Source organism: Vibrio variabilis (assembly GCF_003263785.1).
GTDB classification, from domain to species: domain Bacteria; phylum Pseudomonadota; class Gammaproteobacteria; order Enterobacterales; family Vibrionaceae; genus Vibrio; species Vibrio variabilis.
The window spans coordinates 1-23261 of the sequence record NZ_JYJK01000049.1 but is presented as its reverse complement, the minus strand read 5'-3'; the positions used below and the strand labels follow the sequence as shown (position 1 = coordinate 23261).

15 protein-coding genes, 6 tRNA genes and 2 pseudogenes are annotated in these 23261 nt (G+C 47.1%); 9 read left to right on the top strand and 14 right to left on the bottom strand.

Annotation, left to right across the window (positions count from 1 at the left end; all coding sequences use genetic code 11):
• Window positions 1–46 precede the first annotated feature (46 nt).
• The gene (locus tag TZ48_RS07315) at window positions 47–1411 is read left to right on the top strand and encodes a hypothetical protein (RefSeq protein WP_112478721.1); all 1365 of its coding nucleotides are present in this window, start codon (window positions 47–49) and stop codon (window positions 1409–1411) included.
• A gap of 113 nt (window positions 1412–1524) precedes the next feature.
• On the top strand, window positions 1525–2541 hold the full coding sequence (locus TZ48_RS07310; RefSeq protein WP_112478720.1) for an acyltransferase: 1017 nt from the start codon (window positions 1525–1527) through the stop codon (window positions 2539–2541).
• Between the two features lie 3 nt (window positions 2542–2544).
• Here the strand turns inward: TZ48_RS07310 and TZ48_RS24830 are convergent, their stop codons facing one another.
• From TZ48_RS24830 to TZ48_RS07260, 11 genes are all read right to left on the bottom strand, one after another.
• Window positions 2545–2793: a hypothetical protein gene (locus TZ48_RS24830; RefSeq protein WP_239670732.1), complete on the bottom strand. Its 249-nt coding sequence runs from the start codon at window positions 2791–2793 to the stop codon at window positions 2545–2547.
• Complete coding sequence (locus TZ48_RS07305; protein WP_239670731.1) at window positions 2763–3563, bottom strand: SPOR domain-containing protein; 801 nt, start codon at window positions 3561–3563, stop codon at window positions 2763–2765. Before TZ48_RS07305 ends, TZ48_RS24830 begins: the two co-directional genes overlap by 31 nt.
• A 111-nt stretch (window positions 3564–3674) precedes the next feature.
• On the bottom strand, window positions 3675–4616 hold the full coding sequence (locus TZ48_RS07300) for an ABC transporter permease (protein ID WP_112461464.1): 942 nt from the start codon (window positions 4614–4616) through the stop codon (window positions 3675–3677).
• 2 nt (window positions 4617–4618) lie between these two features.
• Entirely contained in the window at window positions 4619–5596 is a 978-nt protein-coding gene (locus TZ48_RS07295) for an ABC transporter permease (RefSeq protein WP_042477785.1), read from the bottom strand.
• A 118-nt stretch (window positions 5597–5714) separates the two neighbouring features.
• Entirely contained in the window at window positions 5715–7268 is a 1554-nt protein-coding gene (locus TZ48_RS07290) for an ABC transporter substrate-binding protein (protein ID WP_112478719.1), read from the bottom strand.
• An 86-nt stretch (window positions 7269–7354) separates the two neighbouring features.
• Window positions 7355–9073 (bottom strand): dipeptide ABC transporter ATP-binding protein, encoded by a 1719-nt coding sequence (locus TZ48_RS07285; RefSeq protein WP_112478718.1) that lies wholly within the window; start codon window positions 9071–9073, stop codon window positions 7355–7357.
• A gap of 913 nt (window positions 9074–9986) precedes the next feature.
• Window positions 9987–10063, bottom strand: a tRNA-Pro gene (locus tag TZ48_RS07280).
• A 65-nt stretch (window positions 10064–10128) separates the two neighbouring features.
• Window positions 10129–10204: transfer RNA gene (locus tag TZ48_RS07275), tRNA-His, on the bottom strand.
• Window positions 10205–10247: 43 nt separating this feature from the next.
• Window positions 10248–10324 (bottom strand) — tRNA-Pro (locus TZ48_RS07270).
• A 68-nt stretch (window positions 10325–10392) separates the two neighbouring features.
• Window positions 10393–10468 (bottom strand) — tRNA-His (locus tag TZ48_RS07265).
• 30 nt (window positions 10469–10498) lie between these two features.
• Window positions 10499–10575, bottom strand: a tRNA-Arg gene (locus TZ48_RS07260).
• A 296-nt stretch (window positions 10576–10871) separates the two neighbouring features.
• Between TZ48_RS07260 and TZ48_RS07255 the strand changes: the two genes are divergently transcribed.
• Window positions 10872–11285, top strand: a complete 414-nt coding sequence (locus TZ48_RS07255) for a c-type cytochrome (RefSeq protein WP_112478717.1) — start codon at window positions 10872–10874, stop codon at window positions 11283–11285.
• 76 nt (window positions 11286–11361) lie between these two features.
• On the opposite strand, the gene rep is transcribed toward TZ48_RS07255, so the two are convergent.
• The gene (gene rep / locus TZ48_RS07250) at window positions 11362–13380 is read right to left on the bottom strand and encodes a DNA helicase Rep (protein ID WP_112478716.1); all 2019 of its coding nucleotides are present in this window, start codon (window positions 13378–13380) and stop codon (window positions 11362–11364) included.
• A gap of 181 nt (window positions 13381–13561) precedes the next feature.
• On the opposite strand from rep, the gene TZ48_RS07245 reads away from it, so the two are divergent.
• The 4 genes and pseudogenes from TZ48_RS07245 (at window position 13562) to ubiK (ending at window position 18786) form a co-directional block, all read left to right on the top strand.
• On the top strand, window positions 13562–14140 hold the full coding sequence (locus tag TZ48_RS07245) for a TetR/AcrR family transcriptional regulator (protein WP_239670737.1): 579 nt from the start codon (window positions 13562–13564) through the stop codon (window positions 14138–14140).
• An 18-nt stretch (window positions 14141–14158) separates the two neighbouring features.
• A pseudogene (locus tag TZ48_RS07240) lies at window positions 14159–15264 on the top strand (efflux RND transporter periplasmic adaptor subunit).
• A gap of 11 nt (window positions 15265–15275) precedes the next feature.
• A pseudogene (locus TZ48_RS07235) lies at window positions 15276–18391 on the top strand (multidrug efflux RND transporter permease subunit).
• A 143-nt stretch (window positions 18392–18534) separates the two neighbouring features.
• The gene (gene ubiK, locus TZ48_RS07230; RefSeq protein WP_042477776.1) at window positions 18535–18786 is read left to right on the top strand and encodes a ubiquinone biosynthesis accessory factor UbiK; all 252 of its coding nucleotides are present in this window, start codon (window positions 18535–18537) and stop codon (window positions 18784–18786) included.
• Window positions 18787–18906: 120 nt separating this feature from the next.
• On the opposite strand, the gene ilvC is transcribed toward ubiK, so the two are convergent.
• Window positions 18907–20391, bottom strand: coding sequence for a ketol-acid reductoisomerase (gene ilvC, locus TZ48_RS07225; RefSeq protein WP_112478714.1), 1485 nt, complete (start codon window positions 20389–20391; stop codon window positions 18907–18909).
• 146 nt (window positions 20392–20537) lie between these two features.
• Here ilvC and ilvY point away from each other — a divergent pair, with 146 nt between their 5' ends.
• Together ilvY and TZ48_RS07215 are read left to right on the top strand one after the other, a co-directional pair.
• Window positions 20538–21428, top strand: a complete 891-nt coding sequence (ilvY, locus tag TZ48_RS07220; RefSeq protein ID WP_112478739.1) for an HTH-type transcriptional activator IlvY — start codon at window positions 20538–20540, stop codon at window positions 21426–21428.
• 93 nt (window positions 21429–21521) lie between these two features.
• A complete protein-coding gene (locus tag TZ48_RS07215) occupies window positions 21522–23054 on the top strand; it encodes a phospholipase D family protein (RefSeq protein WP_112478713.1) in 1533 nt (510 codons plus the stop codon).
• Window positions 23055–23133: 79 nt separating this feature from the next.
• Here TZ48_RS07215 and TZ48_RS07210 read toward each other — a convergent pair.
• Window positions 23134–23209, bottom strand: a tRNA-Trp gene (locus TZ48_RS07210).
• Window positions 23210–23261: the final 52 nt, after the last annotated feature.

Genomic DNA, 23261 nt, shown 5'->3' with positions numbered 1-23261 from the left:
TTAAAAAAGGTCATTAACCGAGTGAAACCAAACAAGGAACGACCCTATGAAACAACTTAGCGCAATCGCCATCGCGGTTTCTTTGATTCTTACTGGCTGCGGCGGAAGCGATAGTGGTGATGATGGCACCTCAACTGGCGGCGGTGAACAAACTAAGCCGTCATTGCAGCGACAAGCTCTTGATGGCTACTTAGTCGATGCTGATGTCTACGTTGACCGTAACCGCAACAACATTGCTGAAACCGATGAGAAGTTGACGGCGACCACCGATTCACAGGGTAAGTTCACCATTTCAGAAGCCGATGCTGAGTTCCCAGTCATCGTCCGCGCCGTTGCGGGTCGCAGTTACGATACCGATAAAGGTGGTAGACTGATCAACACATTTGAGATCGCGGCACCAGCGGGTACCGCCGTTGTCAGCCCATTCTCAACCATTGCCGTTCTCGAACAGAAAACGCTGGAAGAAGTTGCGGCAGATTTAGATATCGACAGCACCATCTTAGATGCAGACTACGTAGCGGCAAAACAAGCTAACACCGATGCGAAACAAGTGCATGCCATTGCTCGCTCACTGACGCTTCAGCTAGATAGTGATCTCGCGAGCTCAGAAGCAAACCTTTCTGACATCAAAACTCAGCTCACAAACATCCAAGATAAAATTGCTGAGCAGGTCAATAGCAACGTCGATCTAGACACCATCATCGTCGATGAAAAAGGTAACGTTAGCGAATCTCCAAAATCCGTCAAAAACATGATGGTTGGTTCGACCTATTACTATGTTTCGACCAACGATTACTATTTCCATAAAGAGGGCATTTCAGAAATCACCTTCCACGAGAACAAAGTGAGCTTTATTGATGACAACGGCAAGGTTGGTGAGCAGCCTCTTACCTACACCGATACTGGTTACATTACTTCGGACGGCGAAGAGACCATCATTTTGCTTGGTGAGAAACTCAGCCTAACTGTGACACCTCAAAACGATCTGTTTGTGGCAAGCCAGGTTAACTTTGGTGACAACGGCTACGAAAAGCGTGCGGTAACAACTTCTGATTTCGCAGGCAAAACACTGTATCACTTCTGGGATGACTCTACGTCGAGTAAGGCGGATCCTGATATGGCAAAAATTGTTCTCAATGAAGACGGCAGTGGCGTGATTGTGGAAAGAAATGGACTCAATTGGCCAGAGACTGAAATGCAAGGCTCATGGCGCATTAGCGACCAAGGAGACCTCGTTCTCAGCGCTAGTGACTTCGATGAAGATTGGGTTATCTCATTCACGACATTAACAAGCCAAGGCTTGCATGTGGCGTACGAAGACAGCCGCAACCAATCTAAGCCGCTGCTGTTCACTGAAAACCACGACCTGGCTGACAATCTATATAGAGAATGGCTTAAACTCGCGAAGTAACGCGAGACCCTCAAACTGCCCTGCGGGGCAGTTTTTACACAACTCTGATCCCCTCTCCCTTTCTTAGTTGGAAAAACTTCCTTATAGTTTGTGAAGACTGTAAGGAGTTGTTAATGGACAAAAAACACGTTTATTTCTTTGATGCTATGCGCTGTGTAGCGGCGCTGGCGGTGATCATCATTCATGCGCTTGGGCCTTACCGTCATGAACTTGGACAAATCCCAATGGGCGAATGGGTAACGGCGATTACCTTCAATGGTTTCAGCCGCTGGGCAGTGCCGGTGTTTATCCTGATCACAGGCGCTCTTATGCTTAACGATACGCGTCCTTTCGATCTCAAATACTACCTGTCACGACGCTTGGGTAAAGTGCTGATCCCATTTCTGGTTTGGTCACTATTCTACGCCTATTTGTCCGGTTGGACGATTGAGGGCTTTAATGGTGACACAGTGAAAGAGGTGTTAGCAGAGAGTTATCATCACCAAACCTACTACCATCTTGGCTTCTTTTATTACTTCATCCCACTGTATGCAGCGATTCCGTTCCTGCAAATCTTCGTGCGTAAGTTCGATGATGGGGCACTTTATGCGTTCACTGGGCTTTGGCTACTGACCACGTTACTGTTTTTGATGCGCATTGACGGGCCGTGGAGTGAGCAGTTCTGGCTGTATATGGGATTGTTGCCACTGGGCTACATTTTGTATCAAAAGCTACCTGCTAGTCGCGGCGTGGTGGTGCTTTCCGTCGTCCTTGGTGTGGGTGCAATGGCGCTAAGCAGCTATATGGTGGTGCAAGGCAGTATTGAAGCCGATCGCTATTATGTCGGCCGCTGGTTCTCGTACAAAACGCTGAATACGGTTCTAGCAGCGAGCATGATTTTCATCTTGTGTAAGGCGTACGCGGACAATCTAAAGCCAAAAGTGAAGAAGGTGGTGAGCTTTATCAGCCAATACAGTTTAGGTGTTTATATTCTGCATCCACTGTTTTTATGGCCGATGAATGAGCTAGGGCTGCACCATGGGCACCCGATTTATATGATCCCATTCTGGGTTATCGTCAGCGGCAGCTTGGCATTGGGTACCAGCTGGTTACTGGCTCGCAGTGCTAAAACACGTTGGTTGCTACCATAACGCTTACTTCCCGACACACACGACATTCAGCAAGGTGTTGCCTTTAAGCGGTGACACCTTGCCATTAGTAAACAGTCCCTTCTGACCATCTCCCCAATACGGCATCTGCATTGGCCATTGATTGTTCGCCATAACCTGTGAGCCAACAAGCGCTTGCCACTCGTCATTACTCACCAAATGCATATCGAGATCGCTACACACCTTAATCGCGCTGTTATAGCTTAGTCGATTCCACGCTTTATCATGTTCCATGTAGAACTGGTGATCGCCACCAGACAGGTAAGGCACAGCATAGCGTTTCCCCCGATCTGGGTTGAGAGCCGAACTGACAAGGAAGAAGATTTGTTGGTAGGCAAAGCTGGAATGGTTGCCGCTTTTTTGACCGGCTTTGGCGCTGTCGATTGGGATTGAAGTGGGGCTTGCTTGGGTTGAGAAGGCTTGGACTTGTCTTGGCCGGACTGAGGCTTACTGGCAAGGGGTTTCTCAGAGGCTTGTGGTTTACTGAAGGCGGCTTTTACACCGGTGGAAGTAGAGGGCTTTGCAACGTTGGAAGATGCAGCGCTCACCGTGTTCCCGCTGCGCTCAACCACACGAATAAATGCATCGCCGTAGCCGCTTACCCCTTTAACCTCGATTAAGTCCTGCTTGGCTTTATTCACATCGGTGTAAGGGCCAATCAAACAGCGGTAACTGCTTTTCTGTGGCAGCATCCAAACATCGGAGGATATTTCCGAGTAAAGTGGCATTGCCTGTTCAAGAGGCATCGGTGTTTCAAGTATCCCACATTGAATCCAGTAAACAGCGTCTTTCGACTCCGGAACTTTGCTTCCCCAAACCCCGTTACCGATAGGGCAATTTTCCGCCAGCACTGGGAGTTGGTTCGTAGAAGCTTGGCTTGCATCGCACAGAGCATCGTCTGCCAATACGTTCGTCGACACGGTCAATACCCCAAGCAGAACACTACTACGCAGCCAGCGTGATGAAACGCTTGCCAATCCTTTAACTCTGCTGAAAGAGCCCATACCTATCCCCTGAACACTTCATCTGGAATTTGCAGCACAAATAAAAAGAGCCGCAATCATTTGCGACTCTTAGTGTAGTGAGGATTGGGTTTAAAAATCAATCACTCTTGATCACCCTTTGTAGATTTTCGGGTTAAATACATCACGTAACCAGTCACCTAATAGGTTGATGACTAGTACTAAAGTGATCAGAACGAGACCTGGGAACGCCGTGATCCACCAAGCGCCCGAGAAGATGTACTTAAAGCCGATGCTGATAAGGGCACCCAATGACGGTTGGTCAACCGGCAGACCAAGTCCAAGGAACGACAGCGCCGCTTCTGACATGATCGCATTCGCCACCTGTACTGTTGAGATAACCAAGATTGGTGACAGACAGTTTGGAAGAATGTGACGGAACATGATGCGTGGCGCTTTAAAGCCCATCACGCGTGCCGCTTCCACATACTCTTTCTTCTTCTCAGCCAGTACCGAAGCACGAATGGTACGTGCGTACTGCGGCCATTCAGCAATACCAATAATCACCACCAGCATCAGCACGGCATACTGACTGAAGAACTCGCTACCAAAACTCGCCTTAAAGATTGCCGAGACAATGATCGCGACCATCATGGTTGAGAACGACAGTTGAACATCCGCAAAGCGCATTAGGAAGCTATCAACACGGCCACCAAAGTAACCTGCTGACAAACCAATAACGGTACCTAGAAATAGCTGAAGACCTACTGCTGCAAAGCCAATCGTCAGCGATAGACGAGAGCCGTAAAGAATCGTCGACAGAATATCACGACCTTGCTCATCGGTACCCAGCGGGAAGGTTGCGTCGCCGTCTTCCATCCAAGATGGTGGCAGCTCAGCATCCATAATGTCGATGGTACTGAGATCATACGGGTTATGCGGTGCAATCAACGGCGAAGCCAACGACATCACTAGAATCACCATAAAGACAGTGAAACTCGTCATCGCAACCTTGTCGCGCTTAAAGTAATACAGAAAATCCGATTGTTTGAAACGCTCCCAACGTGAAGGAACGGCTTGTACTGCTTGTGTCATGGTTATGCTCCTTTACCAGTTAGGTTTACTGTTGGGTTAATCAAGCCGTATAGCAGGTCGACGATGGTGTTAGTCACTACGAAGATAAGACCTACAAAGATAACGTACGCGGTGATAAGCGGTGTATCTACGCGGTTGATTGCCTCTAGGAAAAGGAAGCCTGTACCAGGCCACTGGAAGACGGTTTCGGTTAGGATGGTGTACGCCACCATAGTACCGATTTGTACGCCACCTACCGTCAATACCGGTAGCATGGTGTTTTTAAGCGCATGTTGGTAGTAGATCTTATGCAAAGCGAGACCTTTTGCTTTACCAAACTTAATGTACTCAGAGCTCAGCACTTCTAGCATCTCTGCACGCACTAGACGAATAAACAGCGGCAACATAATGGAAGCCAGTGCGATACACGGCAGCACCAAGTGTGCCAGACCATCAAGCGTTAAGAAGCCAGAGTCCCAACCAAACCAGTTGGCAGTTTCACCTCGTCCGTAGGACGGGAACCAGCCCAGTTCGATAGAAAAGACATACATCAACATGATTGCCGTTAGGAAAACAGGAATCGAGATACCGATGCTGCTGCCTGCCATGACGACTTTGGTAAAGAAGCTCTTCGGGTTAATTGCAGAGTAAACCCCAAGAGGAATAGATAAACAGATTATGATTAACGTGGCACCAAATACCAGCTCTAGCGTCGCCACTAGCTTGCTCGCAATCACTTCAACCGCTGGACGCTTGAAGAAGTATGAGTTGCCTAAATCACCTTGTACCGCGTTACCAAGAAAACGCGCGTATTTCGTAATGAAGGGATCGTTGAGGCCCATTTCATCACGCATCGCTTGACGCTCTGCTTCTGAAACCGACTGACCTACAAGTTCACGCAACGGGTCGCCCAGGTTATCCTGAATGGCAAACGCCACCAAACTGATCACAAACATCACTATCAGTGCCTGAAACAGGCGCTTGACCAGAAACGAAAACATTCCTTGCCCCTTATGTATCCATTACATTAAAAATTCGTTCAGCCTAAAAAAACGCGCTCTGCTCGCTGAACAAAGCAGAGCGCGATTATCTGTCGCTTACTCAGCGAGAGAGTGCCGCTTACTTAACGACTAGGTCACCAAAGTATGGGAAGTTCATGCCGTTGATGATTGGGCCAATCTCAACGTTAGACTTCGCTGCCCATGATGGATCTTGCCAGTGTAGAGGAACAAACGCCGCTTCATTGTAAAGCGTTGCTTCTACTTGCTTAAGCATCGCGCTACGCTTCGCTAGATCTGTCTCAGAGTTAGACGCTTCAACAATCTTGTCCACTTCAGGGTTCGAGTAGTGACCACAGTTGTACTGACCACGACCCGTCGCTTCGTTACGAGTCATCGTTAGGAACTCTGTGAAGTTCGCTGAATCTTCTGTATCTGGGTGCCAGCCGATCATCATCATGTCTGCTGCACACTTATCAAACTCTGGCCAGTATTGCGCTTTAGGCATTGTCTTCAGATCAACCTTGATGCCGATCTTAGACAGCATTGCTGCCGCAGCTTGAGCAATCTTGTCATCGTTCACGTAACGGTTGTTTGGCGCCATCATAGATAGCGTGAAGCCGTTCTCGTAACCCGCTTCCTTCATTAGCTCTTTTGCTTTCTTCAGGTCGTAGCGTGGCTTAAGATCTTCGTTGTAACCCGCGTAACCAACTGGGCTTTGCTGACCTGCTGGTGTCGCAGCACCTTTCATGATCTTCTTAGCAATACCTTCGTTGTTGATTGCGTGAACGATAGCTTGACGAACGCGAACGTCTTTCAGCGCTTCGTTGCTGTTTTGGTTCATTTGGAACGTGATGACACGCGTACCAGGCATAGTGTATAGGTTGATGTTGCTCGCGCTATCCACACGCTTGTAGTCGTTTGGTGCGACTGGAGCAATCATGTCTACGTCACCAGAAAGAAGTGCTGCTACACGCGTTGCTGCTTCTTTGATTGGTACAAGTGTTAGGTTATCAACGTTACCTTTTGATGCAGTATCCCAGTAGTTAGGGTTACGCTCAAACTCAACCTTGATACCTTGCTCACGAGATTTAACCGTGAATGGGCCAGTACCAGAAACGTTAGTAGAAGCAAAAGAGTTACCGTGCTTAACGATTTCGCCTTTGTCTTTACCGTCTTCTGTTGTGCCAGAGTAGAACTTGCTGTCCATTGGGAAGATGTACGTTGCCACGTTCTCAACTAGCGGGTAAGTACCGTCAGTCTTGATTTCGATGGTGTAGTCGTCAACTTTTGTCAGTGATACTAGCGGCGCAAAGATACCTTTGAAGTCAGCAGACTTCTTAAGACGCGCAAATGTCCACACTACGTCGTCAGCCGTTAGCTCGTTACCAGAGTGGAACTTAACGCCTTTACGTAGGTTGAAACGCATAGTTTCGTTGTCGACGCGTTCCCAAGACTCAGCCAAACGTGGCTCAAATTCCATGTCTTGGTTAAAACGTACTAGTGGGTCAAATACCATGTGTGAAAGCTGCATCACACCACCAGATAGCTGCTCTTGTGGATCAAGCGTTACTGGGTCAGCGTCGTATGCTACGGTGATGTTTGCTGCTGCAGCGCTAAAGCTTAGGCCAGCTGCCATCAAAGCCACTGCTAATTTACTTTTCATGGTTTTCATTATGCATAACTCCTTCATGCGGGGATCCGGATCCCTTTTTGTTGTGTTTGCTTCTGCTTATATTTCCGATTAGGAACTTATTTGGCTTACGCCGTTTTTACTACGTCTTCTCTTAAACCTGTAAACTCAGGCATCAAGGAAATCAGTTGCTTGCTGTATTCGTGTTGTGGGTCGGTAAACAATTGCTCAGTAGGCGCCACTTCCAGTAGCGTACCCATTTGCATCACACCCACTCGATCACACATCTGACGGATAACCGGTAGATCGTGACTGATGAACAGCATGGTCAGGTTCAGCTCTTGCTGAAGGTCTTTAAGTAGGTTCAAAATCTGCGCCTGAACCGATACATCAAGCGCTGATGTCGGCTCATCACAAATCAATAGACGCGGACGCGTTGCCAATGCGCGAGCGATAGAGATACGCTGACGCTGACCACCGGAGAACTCGTGCGGATACTTCACACCCGCCATCTTGCCAAGACCCACGTGCTCAAGCAGATCTTCAACAATCTGTTTGGTTTCTGACTCGTTAGCGGTCAGTTTGTGGAAACGAATTGGCTCAGCGATGATGTCGTAGATCTTCATACGCGGGTTCATTGAGGTGTACGGGTTTTGGAACACCATCTGCATCTGACGACGCATTGGACGACGCTCTTTCTCCGACTTAAGCGAAGTTAAGTCGACACCCTCAAACGTCACCTTACCTGAGTTTGGTGCGTAAAGACCGGCGATAACACGCGCGATGGTAGATTTACCAGAACCTGACTCACCTACCAGACCAAATGTCTCACCCTCATGAACTTCAAAGCTCACATTATTAGACGCCTGAACATACTCTCGACGGCTTTCGAACAAAGAATCTTTGGTCACAAAGCGTAGGTTTACATTCTCTACGTTAAGGAGTGGGCCTGTGTAGTCACGGTGATCTTGGCTTTGACCTAACCAGTGGTTTTTCACATCAAGCGGCTCCATTTCGTGAGCTTCTTCGATGTAGCTAACCAGCGGGAAGCGATCCAGTTTCATGTCTGAACGAGGAACCGCGGAAATCAGGCTGCGTGTGTATGGGTGATCTGGGTCGCCCAGTACTTTCTTAGTCGCGCCAAACTCCACCAGGTCACCACGATACATTACCGCTACGCGGTCAGTCACGTTAGAAACCACACCCATATCATGCGTGACTAGCATACAACCCACGTTGTTCTTGATGCACAGTTCACGAATCAAACCTAAGATTTGATCTTGAATTGATACATCCAGTGCCGTGGTCGGCTCATCTGCAATGATAAGATCAGGCTCACCCGCTAGCGCGATAGCGATAACCACACGCTGACGCATACCACCAGAGAACTGGTGCGGGTACTGTTTAAGACGGTTTTCTGGTTGTGGGATACCCACTTGCTTCATTAGGTTAAGCGAGCGCTCATAGGCTTGCTCATCCGTCACCTTCATATTGGCGTGGATGGTCTCTTTTAATTGTTGCTCAACCGTGAAGAGTGGATTAAGTGAGGTCATTGGGTCCTGGAAAATAAACCCGATTTTTGAGCCACGAACTTTTCGCATCTGTTCAGGAGATAGACCGGAGATTTTTTCTCCGTCTAGGAACACTTCACCACCAGCGATCGTTCCTGGAGGCGACAACAGATCGATAACCGCATTACCGACGGTCGATTTACCGGCGCCCGACTCCCCCACAACACCAACTATTTCACCGCGCTCAATATTGAACGACAAATTTTTAACCGCGGCATGTACCCCATGGCGAGATGGGTATTCGATACGAAGATCTTTAACTTCTAATAATGACATTACCAGACCTCTACTGCTTTGGCAGTTTTCTGCCCCTGTCTGAAAAATTGAATCCATTCTTAGACAGCATTTTCTACTGACTAATTACAAGGGCATCAATTTGGCAAATCTTTCACAGAAAAGCAACAAAAATAGGATAAAAATTCGAATTAAGGCAAATCTAAAGCAGTATAAATAAATATTTATGCACATTAACTACATATAGCAATGGTACGACCTATTGAAAAACTTGATGTAGCACCAATAAAACCCACTACCAAACGATCATAAATCGCTATACATCACGGCATTAGCCATATTAATAACTAACAAGCCGCGAATAGTTATTCCATGACAACTTTAACACTATGGAAACATAAATTTTGTCGCAAAGTCATTTGCAGAACTAAAGTCTAGATCTTAATCACACTTCCTAAGCTAAACGCTCTTAATCTGAAAGGGAGCAACATTTTCCCCTACATTAAATTGCAACATAGCCGTTGCTATCATTATGAACAAAACTCTAGCTTTTCCAGAAAATGCAGAGCGAAGCACCATTTCTTATCTCTCAAGAATCGTAGAAATGTTATTCAGCCTATTGCAAGAGACACATCAGGCTATTTATAGGAAGAAAAAGCGCCAAGAAGATCGATTTCTCGCGTTTTAATCTCAGCAATCATATGAAACCAAGCTGGAGAAAGGGATGAAATCGAGTTCATGAGCTCCCCTGAGCTCACTCATCTACGCTACCTCAAGCGTTTTCCAACCATCAAAAACGATTAAACTTCGCCTTTCGACAAAGCCTTGAATAGCGGTTGGTGAAGAGGGATTCGATGCGACTGGGCTTCCAGCCCCCGACTCGTATGGGTTCTTCTCAAAACCTGCAAAACCACATACGAAAAAAGCCTCGTCTTTCGACGAGGCTTTCGAATGGTGGTCGGTGAAGAGGGATTCGAACCCCCGACCCTCTGGTCCCAAACCAGATGCGCTACCAAGCTGCGCTATTCACCGACAATTTTTACTACGCTTTACAACGTAAAGGGGAGCACTTTAATTTGAAAGGCTACCAAAATTAATGGGGTGGCTAACGAGATTCGAACTCGCGACCACCGGAATCACAATCCAGGGCTCTACCAACTGAGCTATAGCCACCACAAATTTTGCTTTGTCACCGTCAATACGATAACTAAAATAGTGGTCGGTGAAGAGGGATTCGAACCCCCGACCCTCTGGTCCCAAACCAGATGCGCTACCAAGCTGCGCTATTCACCGACGATGTTCTTTTCAGAACGATTTCGTTTCGATTAAATCAAAACTGGGGACAAAAGTCACCGAAATAATGGGGTGGCTAACGAGATTCGAACTCGCGACCACCGGAATCACAATCCAGGGCTCTACCAACTGAGCTATAGCCACCATTATGTTTTGCCAATAATTATACCCGGATGGCACGCCCGAAAGGATTCGAACCTTCGACCTTTGGCTCCGGAGGCCAACGCTCTATCCAGCTGAGCTACGGGCGCATGCCCTATCGGCGGATGGGAATAATACGGATATCACACTATGTCGTAAAGTACTTTTTCAACTTTTTTTCTCGTTTGTTGTCTTTTTCAGCACTTTGGTACAGAAAATAGTAGCTTTACGATGTGATTCACCCCGTGAAGCTGAAAACTTGTGGTTTATTGCAACAAGTTAACAGGATATAATCACCCAATGTTTACATTGATTTAACAGTGGTTAGATCAGCAAGCAGAATAAAATCGTATAAATGAATAGCAAGCACCGACTTGCTACCTTGTTGGATAGTAAAGTGAGTTTAATGGATATGTCTCGTCGAATCTTAACTGTGTTGGTCGCTGCACTAACTTTTTCTACTGCCTCTTTTGCAGCAGATGTGAGCCAAGAAGAATATGACGCTATCGCAGAGCGTATTAAACCTGTTGGTGGTGTTTACTTAGCTGGCAGCGAGCCAGTTGCTGCCGAGCCAACTGGTCCACGCGATGGTGCCACTGTTTACAACACCTTCTGTACTGCTTGTCACTCTATTGGTGTGAGTGGTGCGCCAAAAACAGGTGATGCCGCCGATTGGGCTCCGCGTATTGCACAAGGCAAAGACGTGTTGGCCGATCACGCGATCAACGGCTTCAACGCAATGCCAGCGAAAGGCTCTTGTATGGATTGTTCGGATCAAGAAATCATCGATGCTATCGAGCACATGATTGCCGGTCTGTAATTCAGAAAAAGCACTCTATATAAAGAAGGGCTCACTAACTAGTGAGCCCCTTCTTTATATAGAGTGCGAATGGTCGCTACTTCTTATTGAACATCGCACGAATATTGGCGATATGCGCTTGGCCTTTTTGCATCCGCTCTTCTGCAGAGACGGGCTTTTTAGATTGCTCCCAGTCGACATCATCAAATGGGAGTTCGTCCAGGAAGCGACTATGCTCTGGCTTAATCAGCTCACCAAACTGACGACGCTCTTTACAGATAGTAAATGTCAGCTCTTTTTGTGCCCGGGTGATACCTACGTACATCAGACGGCGCTCTTCCTCGACGTTGTCCTCATCAATACTGGTTTGATGCGGCAAAATCCCCTCTTCCGAGCCAATCAAATAGACATAAGGGAATTCTAGGCCTTTTGAAGCATGCAGCGTCATAAGCTGAACAGCATCGCTGTCATCTTCTTCTTCACCACGCTCCATCATGTCACGCAAAGTAAGACGCTGAACCACTTCTTTGAGTGTCTTCTCCTCTTTATCGTAATTGTCGCCTTCTAGGTCTGCGACAATCCAGGAATAGAGATCAGACACGTTTTTCATACGCATTTCAGCCGCTTTTGCGCTTGATGAGGTTTCGTAGAGCCAGTCTTCGTAGTTAATATCACGAACTAAGGCGCGCACAGCTTCAACCGTGTTTCCACGCTCTGCATTATCGCCAATGGTCACTATCCATTGGGTAAAGCGACGCAGGTTCTCAAGACCTCGGCCAGTGAGGTACTGCTCTAGCCCTAACTCAAAACTGGCTTCGAACAAACTCTTGCCGCGCATATTGGCGTAACTACCCAGCTTCTCTAGCGTCGCCGGCCCAATTTCTCGACGCGGCGTATTGACGATACGCAAGAATGCATTGTCATCATCCGGGTTCACCAACACACGCAGGTAAGCCATGATGTCTTTGATTTCGGCACGGGCAAAAAACGAGGTGCCGCCAGAGATCTTATAAGGCACTCGGTTTTGCATCAGCGCCTTTTCAATCAAGCGCGATTGATGGTTGCCTCTATATAAGACGGCATAATCACGATACTCGGTGCGATTTACAAAGCGGTGCGCAATGAGCTCACCCGTGACACGCTCTGCCTCATGCTCTTCATTCTTGGCTTTGAGAACCTTGAGCTTTTCACCATCAGGGATCTCTGAGAACAGTGACTTCTCAAATACGTGTGGGTTGTTGGCAATCAAGATATTCGCCGCACGCAGAATTCGACTCGTCGAACGATAGTTCTGCTCTAGCATCACTGCTTTAAGGTTTGGGAAGTCTTTGTTAAGCAGCACCAAGTTTTGAGGCTTAGCGCCACGCCATGAATAGATAGACTGGTCGTCATCGCCTACCACGGTAAAACGTGCTCGCTCACCAACAAGCAACTTAACCAACTCATACTGACTGGTATTGGTATCTTGGTATTCATCCACCAGCAAATACTGAATGCGTTTTTGCCAGCGTTCGCGCACTTCTTGATTGGTTTTAAGCAAAATCACCGGTAACGCAATCAGATCATCAAAATCGAGCGCGTTGTACGCTTTCATCTGGATTTGGTACATCTCGAAGCAATACGCAAATAACTGTTCTTGCTCGGATCGCGCACTGCCTTTGACCTGCTCAGGGGTGAGCATGTCGTTTTTCCAGTTCGAGATTGAACTCAGTAGTGAGCGCAACAAATCTTTATCACCGTCAAGCTGCTTTTCTGTCAGCTCTTTAAGTAACGCCATTTGGTCTTGGTCATCAAACAGAGAGAAACCTGCTTTCAAACCCAGCGCTTTGTACTCGCGGCGAATGATATTCAGTCCCATGGTGTGAAAGGTCGACACCATCAAACCTTTAGATTCATTTTTACCTAATGTCTGCCCTACACGCTCTTTCATTTCACGCGCAGCTTTATTAGTAAACGTCACCGCAGCGATATTTCTTGCCTTATACCCGCAGTTTTGCACGAGGTAGGCTATCTTATTAGTAATAACGCGGGTTTTGCCTGACCCTGCACCGGCCAGAACCAGACATGGACCAGAGACGTATTTAACCGCCATATCTTGCTGCGGATTTAGCTTCATTGAAGTGCTCACTAGTGAAGTTTTGTAACGCGCACATAATAGACTGCGAATGCAGACAATGCCATGTCCCGTAGGTTTTTTTAACCTTTATAAAAGAAGGTTAAAAAATAAGTTGCACAAATATGCCCAGATTGTTTTATAATGAATGAACGTTCATTCACTAGTAAGCGGATGGCTAATGATGGCAATCAATACCAACGACAAACGACTGCAGATCCTAGAAGCGGCACAAAAAATGGTCGCCGAAGTAGGGATACAGGGCGTGTCGATGCAAAAGCTCGCCAATAAGGCAGGAGTCGCAGCTGGCACAATTTATCGATACTTCGATGATAAAGACCATCTTTTAGAAGAGCTACGACAGTTTGTTGTTTCGCGCATGGCAGAGGCCGTGCAAGAAGGCGTGGATGCGGACAAACCGCTCAAGGAGCAGTATCGCACCATGTGGCTCAACATATGGCGCGTAGCGGCTTCCAATATCGACTCGTTGAAGACTCGTGTCCAATACGATTCGATTCCTTCAAAAAATAGTTATGAAACTCGGGAACAGGAACGAAAAATGTTTGCCCAAGTGGATAACCTATTCACAGAGGGAAAGAAACAAGGGGTTTTCAAAAACCTCGATAATGAAATTCTGTCTGGACTAAGCTTAGAAGCAAGCGTATCGCTTGCCCGCAAGCATGCTCTGGGTCTGTATCAACTTGATGATGCATCGCTGGAAGCAGCGATTGAAGCAAGTTGGGATGCAATTATAAAACACTAATGTGGAGTTCTCGTTAGAATGAAAAAGTGGACATTTTTCATGCTACTTATCGCAATACTGCTGTTCGGCAGTGTGATAGGTTTCAACCTGTTCAAGCAACAGAAAATTGCTGAGTATTTAGCTAACCGCCCGGAGCCTGAGTTTCCAGTCACCGTGACCACCGTTAAACCTGTGGATTGGGTACCGGTTATCGAAGCCATCGGTTTCGTAGAACCTAACCAAGGTGTAACACTGACTTCAGAAACCAGCGGCGTGATCAGCAACATCTCGTTTGCATCGGGCTCTATGGTTGAAAAAGATCAGCTACTTGTCTCTCTGGATTCAGACGTAGAAAAAGCCAACCTCAAGAGTTCGCAAGCACGTCTGCCTGCAGCGAAAGCGAAATATGAACGCTACCAAGGTCTTTACAAGAAAGGCTCTATCTCGCGCGAAGCATACGATGATGCAGAAGCAAGCTACTTCTCTCTATCGGCTGACATCGAGAGCCTAAAAGCACAGATCGACCGTCGTGAAATCAAAGCACCATTCTCTGGTGTCGTTGGTATCCGTAACGTATTCCTTGGTCAATATCTACAACCAAGTGATGACATCGTGCGCCTTGAAGACACTAGCCTAATGAAGCTGCGCTTCACGGTTCCTCAAACCGATTTCTCGCGCATTTCGATTGGTCAGGATGTCGACATCTTTGTTGATGCGTATCCAAACCAACCGTTTAAAGGCTCTATCTCTGCTATTGAACCTGCGGTTAGCATCCAAAGTGGCTGATCCAAGTTCAAGCGGATATTCCAAACAACGATGGCAAACTGCGTAGCGGCATGTTCGCCCGTGCGAACATCATTCTGCCTAAGCTAGAAAACCAAGTAACGCTGCCGCAAACCGCAATCACGTTTACGCTATACGGCGACAACGTGTATGTCTTGACGGATGTTGATGGCGAGAAGCGCGTCAAGCAGCAAGTCGTTAAAGTTGGTGAGCGCACTGGCGATATCGCCCACATTCTAGAAGGCGTAAGCCCAGATGACATCATTGTTACCTCTGGTCAGGTACGTCTAAGTAACGACGTGAAAGTCAAAGTGGTGGAGAGCGATGCAACCGTACCACCAGCTGAGACACCGATGCTGTAATTGGAGGCAAAATGCGTTTTACTGATATTTTCATAAAACGTCCTGTTCTTGCGGTATCGATCAGCTTCTTGATTGCCTTGCTTGGCTTACAAGCAGTATTCAAGATGCAGGTACGTGAATACCCAGAAATGACGAATACGGTTGTCACCGTGACAACCAGCTACTACGGTGCAAGTGCCGACTTGATTCAGGCTTTATTACTCAGCCTTTAGAGCAAGCCGTTGCCCAAGCCGACAACATTGACTACATGACGTCACAATCTGTGCTCGGTAAGTCAACCATCACAGTCAACATGAAGCTGAACACCGACCCGAATGCGGCATTGTCAGATATTTTGGCTAAGACCAACTCGGTTCGCTCTCAGCTTCCTAAAGAAGCCGAAGACCCAACGGTAACCATGTCGACAGGTTCGACAACCGCGGTACTTTATATCGGCTTTACTAGTGATGAGTTAGCATCGAGCCAGATCACCGACTATCTAGAGCGTGTAATCAATCCGCAGCTATTTACCGTTAATGGCGTATCTAAAGTGGATATGTACGGCGGTATGAAATACGCACTGCGCGTTTGGCTAGATCCACTTAAGATGGCCGCGCTGAAAATGACCGCAGCAGACGTGATGAACGTTCTGAATGCCAACAACTATCAGTCTGCAACCGGTCAAGCAACGGGTGAATTCGTTCTGTATAACGGCAGTGCCGATACTCAGGTATCGAACACCGACGAACTGAAGAACCTTGTTGTGAGTTCAAGTGACGGCCAAGTAATTCGCTTAGGTGACATCGCGAAAGTGACGCTTGAGAAGAGTCACGATGTATACCGTGCAAGTGCTAACGGCCAAGAAGCCGTAGTAGCAGCGATCAACGCCGCACCGAGTGCTAACCCGATCAACATTGCAGCCGATGTGCTTGAACTTCTTCCTCAGCTTGAGAAGAACCTACCAAGTAACATCAAAATGAACGTGATGTATGACTCAACGGTTGCGATCAATGAATCGATTCAAGAGGTTATCAAAACCATCCTTGAAGCGGCATTAATCGTACTTGTGGTTATCACTCTGTTCTTAGGTTCATTCCGTGCAGTTCTGATCCCTATCGTCACTATCCCGCTCTCCCTAATTGGTGTTGCTATGGTGATGCAGGCGATTGGCTTCTCATGGAACCTGATGACGCTGCTGGCGATGGTACTGGCCATCGGTCTAGTAGTAGATGATGCGATCGTTGTACTTGAGAACGTCGACCGTCACATCAAACTGGGTGAGTCTCCGTTCCGTGCCGCTATCATTGGTACTCGTGAGATTGCGGTACCGGTTATCGCGATGACACTAACCCTAGGTGCGGTATATGCGCCGATTGCCTTGATGGGTGGTATCACCGGCTCGCTGTTTAAAGAGTTTGCTCTGACGCTCGCCGGTTCGGTATTTGTCTCCGGTATCATCGCATTGACGTTATCGCCAATGATGTGTTCCAAGCTACTTAAAGCGAACGAGACACCTAACCGTTTCGAGCAGAAAGTGCATCATGTACTTGATCGCATGACCGCTCGCTACGAGAAAATGCTAACGGCAGTTATGCAGCACCGTCCGGTTATTATCGGCTTTGCGGTTATCGTGTTCGCGTCACTTCCGATGCTGTTCAAGTTCATTCCAAGTGAACTGGCACCGTCAGAAGATAAAGGTGTTGTGATGTTGATGGGTACGGGTCCGTCGAATGCGAATCTAGACTATCTACAAAACACCATGAACGATGTGAACAAAATTCTGAGCGACCAGCCTGAAGTGGCATTTGCACAGGTATTTACTGGTGTACCTAACTCAAACCAAGCGTTTGGTATTGCGTCAATGGTTCCATGGAGTCAACGTGAAGCTAGCCAAGCTGAAGTGGCGAACCGTGTAGGTGCTCTCGTCGCTGAAGTACCGGGCATGGCTGTGACTGCGTTCCAGATGCCAGAACTTCCTGGTGCAGGTTCAGGTCTGCCTATTCAGTTTGTTATCACGACACCAAACAGCTTTGAGAGCCTATTTACTATCGCGACTGACATCTGGGGTGAAGTACAACAAAACCCACAGTTTGTTTACTCAACACTGGATTTGAACTACGACTCCGCCACGATGAAAATCAATATCGACAAGGACATGGCTGGCGCCTACGGCGTGACCATGCAAGATATCGGTATTACGCTGAGTGCAATGATGGCCGATGGCTACGTGAACCGTATCGACCTAAACGGTCGTTCTTATGAGGTGATTCCTCAGGTTGAGCGTAAGTATCGTCTAAATCCAGAGTCGATGAACATGTACTTCGTGCGTTCCGACGACGGTCAAGCTATCCCACTAGGTAGCCTTATCAGTATCGATGTGGTTGCAGAGCCTCGCTCACTGCCTCACTTCAACCAGCTGAACTCAGCAACGGTGGGTGCGGTACCGTCACCGGGCGTGGCAATGGGTGACGCGATTGCATGGTTTGAATCGATTGCAGAAAGCAAAACTGCCAAGCGGCTACAACCATGACTACATGGGTGAAGCACGTCAGTACGTAACTGAAGGTAGCGCACTGTACGCAACGTTTGGTCTAGCCCTGGCAATCATCTTCTTGGTACTGGCTATTCAGTTCGAGTCGATTAAAGACCCATTCGTTATCATGGTCTCGGTACCACTAGCGATTTGTGGTGCTTGATTGCTCTGGCTTGGGGCGCAGCGACCATGAACATCTACTCGCAGGTTGGTTTGATTACCCTAGTTGGTCTCATTACCAAGCACGGTATTCTTATCTGTGAGGTAGCGAAAGAAGAGCAGCTTCTGCATAAGAAGAGCAAGATGGAAGCCGTCATGGAAGCGGCGAAAGTACGTCTTCGCCCAATCCTAATGACCACGGCGGCGATGATCGCAGGTCTTATCCCACTGATGTACGCATCAGGTGCGGGTGCAGCTCAGCGTTTTAGTATCGGTATCGTAATCGTTGCTGGTCTTGCGATTGGTACACTGTTTACGCTATTTGTACTGCCAGTTATCTACACCTACTTGGCAGAGCGTCATAAGCCACTACCTGTATTTGTTGAAGACAAAGACTTAGAGAAAATTGCTCGAGTTGACGAAGCTTCAGCTGCATGCAAAGAGAATCGCGTATAAACAGTTAATGTGATTCTACGTTGTTAGTTAAAAACAGCGTTACTTAGAAAAAGGCCACATTGTGGCCTTTTTTATTACGCTAAATAACGACATTGCCCGGTGGATTACATAGAATAGTGGGATTACTTAAGGAGTTACCAGACATGTTTGACCCAAAGAAACTTGAACAGATTGCTAAGCAGATTCACGACTCTATGCCACAACCCGTGAAAGAGCTTGGTGCGGATGTTGATCAGAAAGTACGTCAAGTGATTCAAGGCCAATTGAATAAGCTTGATGTGGTTAGCCGTGAAGAGTTTGACGTGCAGACTCAAGTACTGCTTCGTACTCGCCAAAAGCTAACTGAAATGGAGCAAAAGCTTGCAGAGCTAGAACAAAAGCTAGCTGACAAGTAATCACTTGTTCGCTGCATTCCGAGCATTAGGCTCGAATGACACAGACAAAAGAAAGGGGCTACCGATTGGTAGCCCCTTTTACTATGTTGTGTTTACTTTTTTATCTAATTCTTGGTCGGCTTAGCCGCCTACAGCGATGCGTTTCATGTCTGTCATGTAGCCACGTAGCTCTTCACCGATATACTCAACTGGGTGGTTACGAATAACGCTGTTTACTTCGATCAGCTTGCCGTTATCTACTTGGTTAGATGTCTCACCTAGACCTTTACCGATTACGTCAGTACCTACTGATGGCATGAACTTCTCGCGAAGAAGTGGTGTTGCTACGTTCGCGAATAGGTAGTTACCGTACTCTGCTGTGTCAGAGATAACTACGTTCATTTCGTATAGACGCTTACGTGCAATCGTGTTTGCAATCAGTGGTAGCTCGTGCAACGACTCGTAGTATGCAGACTCATCGATGATGCCTGATGCTGTCATTGCTTCGAATGCTAGCTCAACGCCCGCACGAACCATAGCCACCATTAGGATGCCGTTGTCGAAGTACTCTTGCTCAGAAATTTCTACATCTGATGCAGGGTAGTTTTCGAATGCTGTTTCAGCTGTCTCTGCACGCCAACCTAGAAGGTTCACGTCGTCATTTGCCCAGTCAGCCATCATAGTGCTAGAGAATTCGCCTTGGATGATGTCATCCATGTGCTTGTTGTAAAGCGGACGCATTAGGTCTTTTAGCTCTTCAGACAGGTCAAACGCTTTCACTTTCGCAGGGTTAGATAGACGATCCATCATGTGCGTGATGCCACCGAATTTCAGTGCTTCAGTGATGGTTTCCCAACCGAACTGAAGTAGTTTACCTGCGTAGCTTGGGTCGATGCCGTCAGCAATCATCTTCTCGTAACATACGATTGAACCTGCTTGCAGCATGCCACATAGGATAGTTTGCTCACCCATTAGGTCAGATTTAACTTCAGCAACGAATGAAGACTCTAGAACACCTGCACGGTGGCCGCCTGTTGCTGCTGCCCATGCTTTCGCGATTTCAAGACCATCACCTTGAGGATCGTTCTCTGGGTGAACAGCGATAAGAGTCGGAACACCAAAGCCACGCTTGTATTCTTCACGAACCTCAGTACCTGGACACTTAGGTGCAACCATGACAACCGTTAGGTCTTTACGGATTTGCATACCTTCTTCAACGATGTTGAAGCCGTGAGAGTAACCTAGAGATGCGCCTTCTTTCATTAGCGGCATTACCGTCTCAACCACGTTAGTGTGCTGCTTGTCTGGAGTTAGGTTAACCACTAGGTCAGCTTGAGGGATTAGGTCTTCGTAGCTACCAACAACGAAGCCGTTGTCTTTCGCGTTTTTGAACGATTGACGCTGCTCATCGATAGCTGCCTGACGAAGTGCGTACGACACGTCTAGACCAGAATCACGCATGTTCAAGCCTTGGTTAAGGCCTTGAGCACCACAACCAACAATGACTACTTTCTTACCTTTTAGGTAATCCGCTTCTGAAGCAAATTCAGAGCGATCCATAAAACGACAACGACCTAGTTGGTCTAATTGCTCACGCAAGTTAAGAGTATTGAAATAGTTAGCCATAGTCGGGCTCTCCTGTTGAATTCTGTCCGTAGTGTCGATGCTTATCATCGAATGACTTCATACTAAAACAAGAGACTAAATTGCTTAAAGTGATATATTCACAATTTGTCATTGCAATTAATGCAACTACCGATATCTTTAATGTTATGAATATTAAAAGCCTTCAAGCTTTTATCCATCTTTGTGAGAGTAAAAGCTTCAGTAAAACCGCGACCGCGATGCATGTCAGTGCATCAGCACTAAGTCGTCAGATTCAAAAGCTAGAGCAAGACACCCATCAAAGTCTGTTCTTGCGTGATAACCGCTCAGTAGAACTGACGCCGGCGGGAAAGAAATTATTGCCTATCGCCGTTAACATCGTGAGTGAGTGGCAACAGTTTCAATCAGATAGTCAACATGGTGAGCAGGAGCTTCGCGGCAAGTTACGACTGTTTTGTTCGGTCACCGCAAGCTACAGCCATCTGCCCGAACTATTGGCAGAGTTTAGGCTGCTCTATCCCTATATCGAGTTTGAGCTCTCAACAGGCGATCCCGCGCAAGCAATAGACAAGGTCATGAACGATGAGACCGACATTGCTATCTCTGCTTTGCCCGAATTGCTTCCTGCACGACTGGAGTTTGAGACCATTAGTGAGATACCGCTATCCGTTATCGCGCCTGCAGGCGTCAGCAGTTTTGGTTCTGAACTTGCCGATGGTATGCCAGATTGGAGTAAGATCCCGTTTATCGTCCCAGAAGCGGGGACTGCTCGCGAAAGAGCCAATCTCTGGTTTAAAAAGATGCGCATTAAGCCCAACATCTATGCACAGGTATCAGGTCATGAAGCCATTGTTAGTATGGTGGCACTAGGGTGTGGTGTGGGTATTGCACCAGAGGTCGTTATCGTCAACAGTCCGGTTAGAGACAAAATCCAGCGTCTGAAACTAGAACCCATCAAGCCATTTAAGCTAGGGGTGGTGTGTAAACGTTCGAATCTCGATAACCCACTACTCTCCGCTTTTTGGAAAGTCGCTGAGAAGATCTATATCCAGCCTTGATAAGGCTCCATAGCATGACACAGTTGGGATACTTTATTACCCTGGTTATCGATACTATACGATGGATTTTCAGCTCAATAGGCTCATTGTTATATGCTCACATTTAAAAAAACTGCTCTCGCTTGTGCGTCTCTTGTTCTAATAGGTTGTGCGTCTGCAACAGACAGTGTGCCCTTATCTGAGAAGGACTATTGCGCAGAACTTACTAACAAAGAGCGCCAGCCACTCTCTCACTATACTCAGCCTTTCGAGACTCAAATGAGCAGCAGCACAGGTGTTTATGTCCTAGAGCAAGGAGCAGAAGCGATGATGTCGCGAGCTTGGTTGACCGAGCGAGCAGAAACATCTATCGATGTGCAGTACTTTATCTTCTCAGTCGACAACGTAGGTCTCATTGCCACTGACTACCTTGTCAGAGCCGCTGAACGTGGCGTTAAGGTTCGAGTATTGGTAGATGACATCATGCTCGACGCTAAAGGGGATGAACTGCTCATGTTGGCCGCTCATGACAACTTTGAGATAAAGATATACAACCCTAACGCTAACATTGGCAAAAACATCGTGCAGAAGATGACGACAGTCCTAACTGATTTCCACGGTATCAATCAGCGAATGCACAACAAGGTCTTTTTAGTCGATGACCAAGTTGCCATTACTGGTGGAAGAAATATTGCTGATGAGTACTTCGGCTTCGATCACGAATATAACTTCCGAGATAGAGATGTGTTCCTCGCAGGCAAAGCTGTCAAAGAGATCGACACCTCCTTTGAGGAGTACTGGAACAGTTCCCTCAGTGTCTCTGTCGAAGATCTCTTTAAATCCAATCCCTATGGCAGCAATCCAAATTTTTCGCGATTACATTCCTATGCCTGTAACCCAAAACACTTCCATCCTGAGATAAGAGCTGAGATAGATAAGGTACCGGAGACCTTTCAGGCACTGTCTCAAGAGGGCAAGTTCTTGTTTGTTGATAATGTTGAATACATCGCAGACGAGCCCGGAAAGAACAATCGTCAGACCTTTTTGGGTGGGGGTAGCATTACTCGCGACAAGCTGATTGATCTTGCAGAGAGCGCTCAAGCGTCGATCTTGATACAAACACCCTATCTGGTGACGACTAAAAAGGATCGTGAGTTTCTAAGTGGTTTAGTTGAGAAGGGAGTTTCAATAAAGATCCTAACCAATAGCCTAGCTTCCAATGACAACTTAGCTGCGTTTAGTGGCTATCAGAGAAATCGGAAGCAGCTTCTAGCGACTGGTGTCGAGGTGTATGAGTTTAAACCTGATGCGGAAGTTAGGCAGCGGGTAATGACCGAGCACATGTACAAGAAACTGCCGACGACACCTATCTTTGGTCTCCACGCAAAAACCATGACGATTGACGATAGTATTACCGTTGTTGGTACCTACAACCTTGATCCACGCAGCGCTCATTTAAACACGGAGAGTTTTGCTATCATCCACTCACCAGAGATCACCGAGCACGTGTCAAAAGCGATGAGGGTAGAAATGGAACCTGAAAATGCATGGCGAATAACGAAAGACTTTAACCCTGATAATGAAGTCAGCGTAACTAAAAGAGTTGGCGTAAAACTGCATCGCATCGTGCCTAAGAACATTCTTTAACACTAGTATCGCTAGATGAGATTGAACAACATAGGGATAAAACGAAAAAGGCTCCGACCTAAGTCAGAGCCTTTGAATATGGCAGGGTGGAGAGATTCGAACTCCCAACACGCGGATTTGGAATCCGCTGCTCTGCCAATTGGAGCTACACCCCTAAATTGTTATCTAATCTATGCTATTTAATGGCTTAAATCAACACGTTAGATT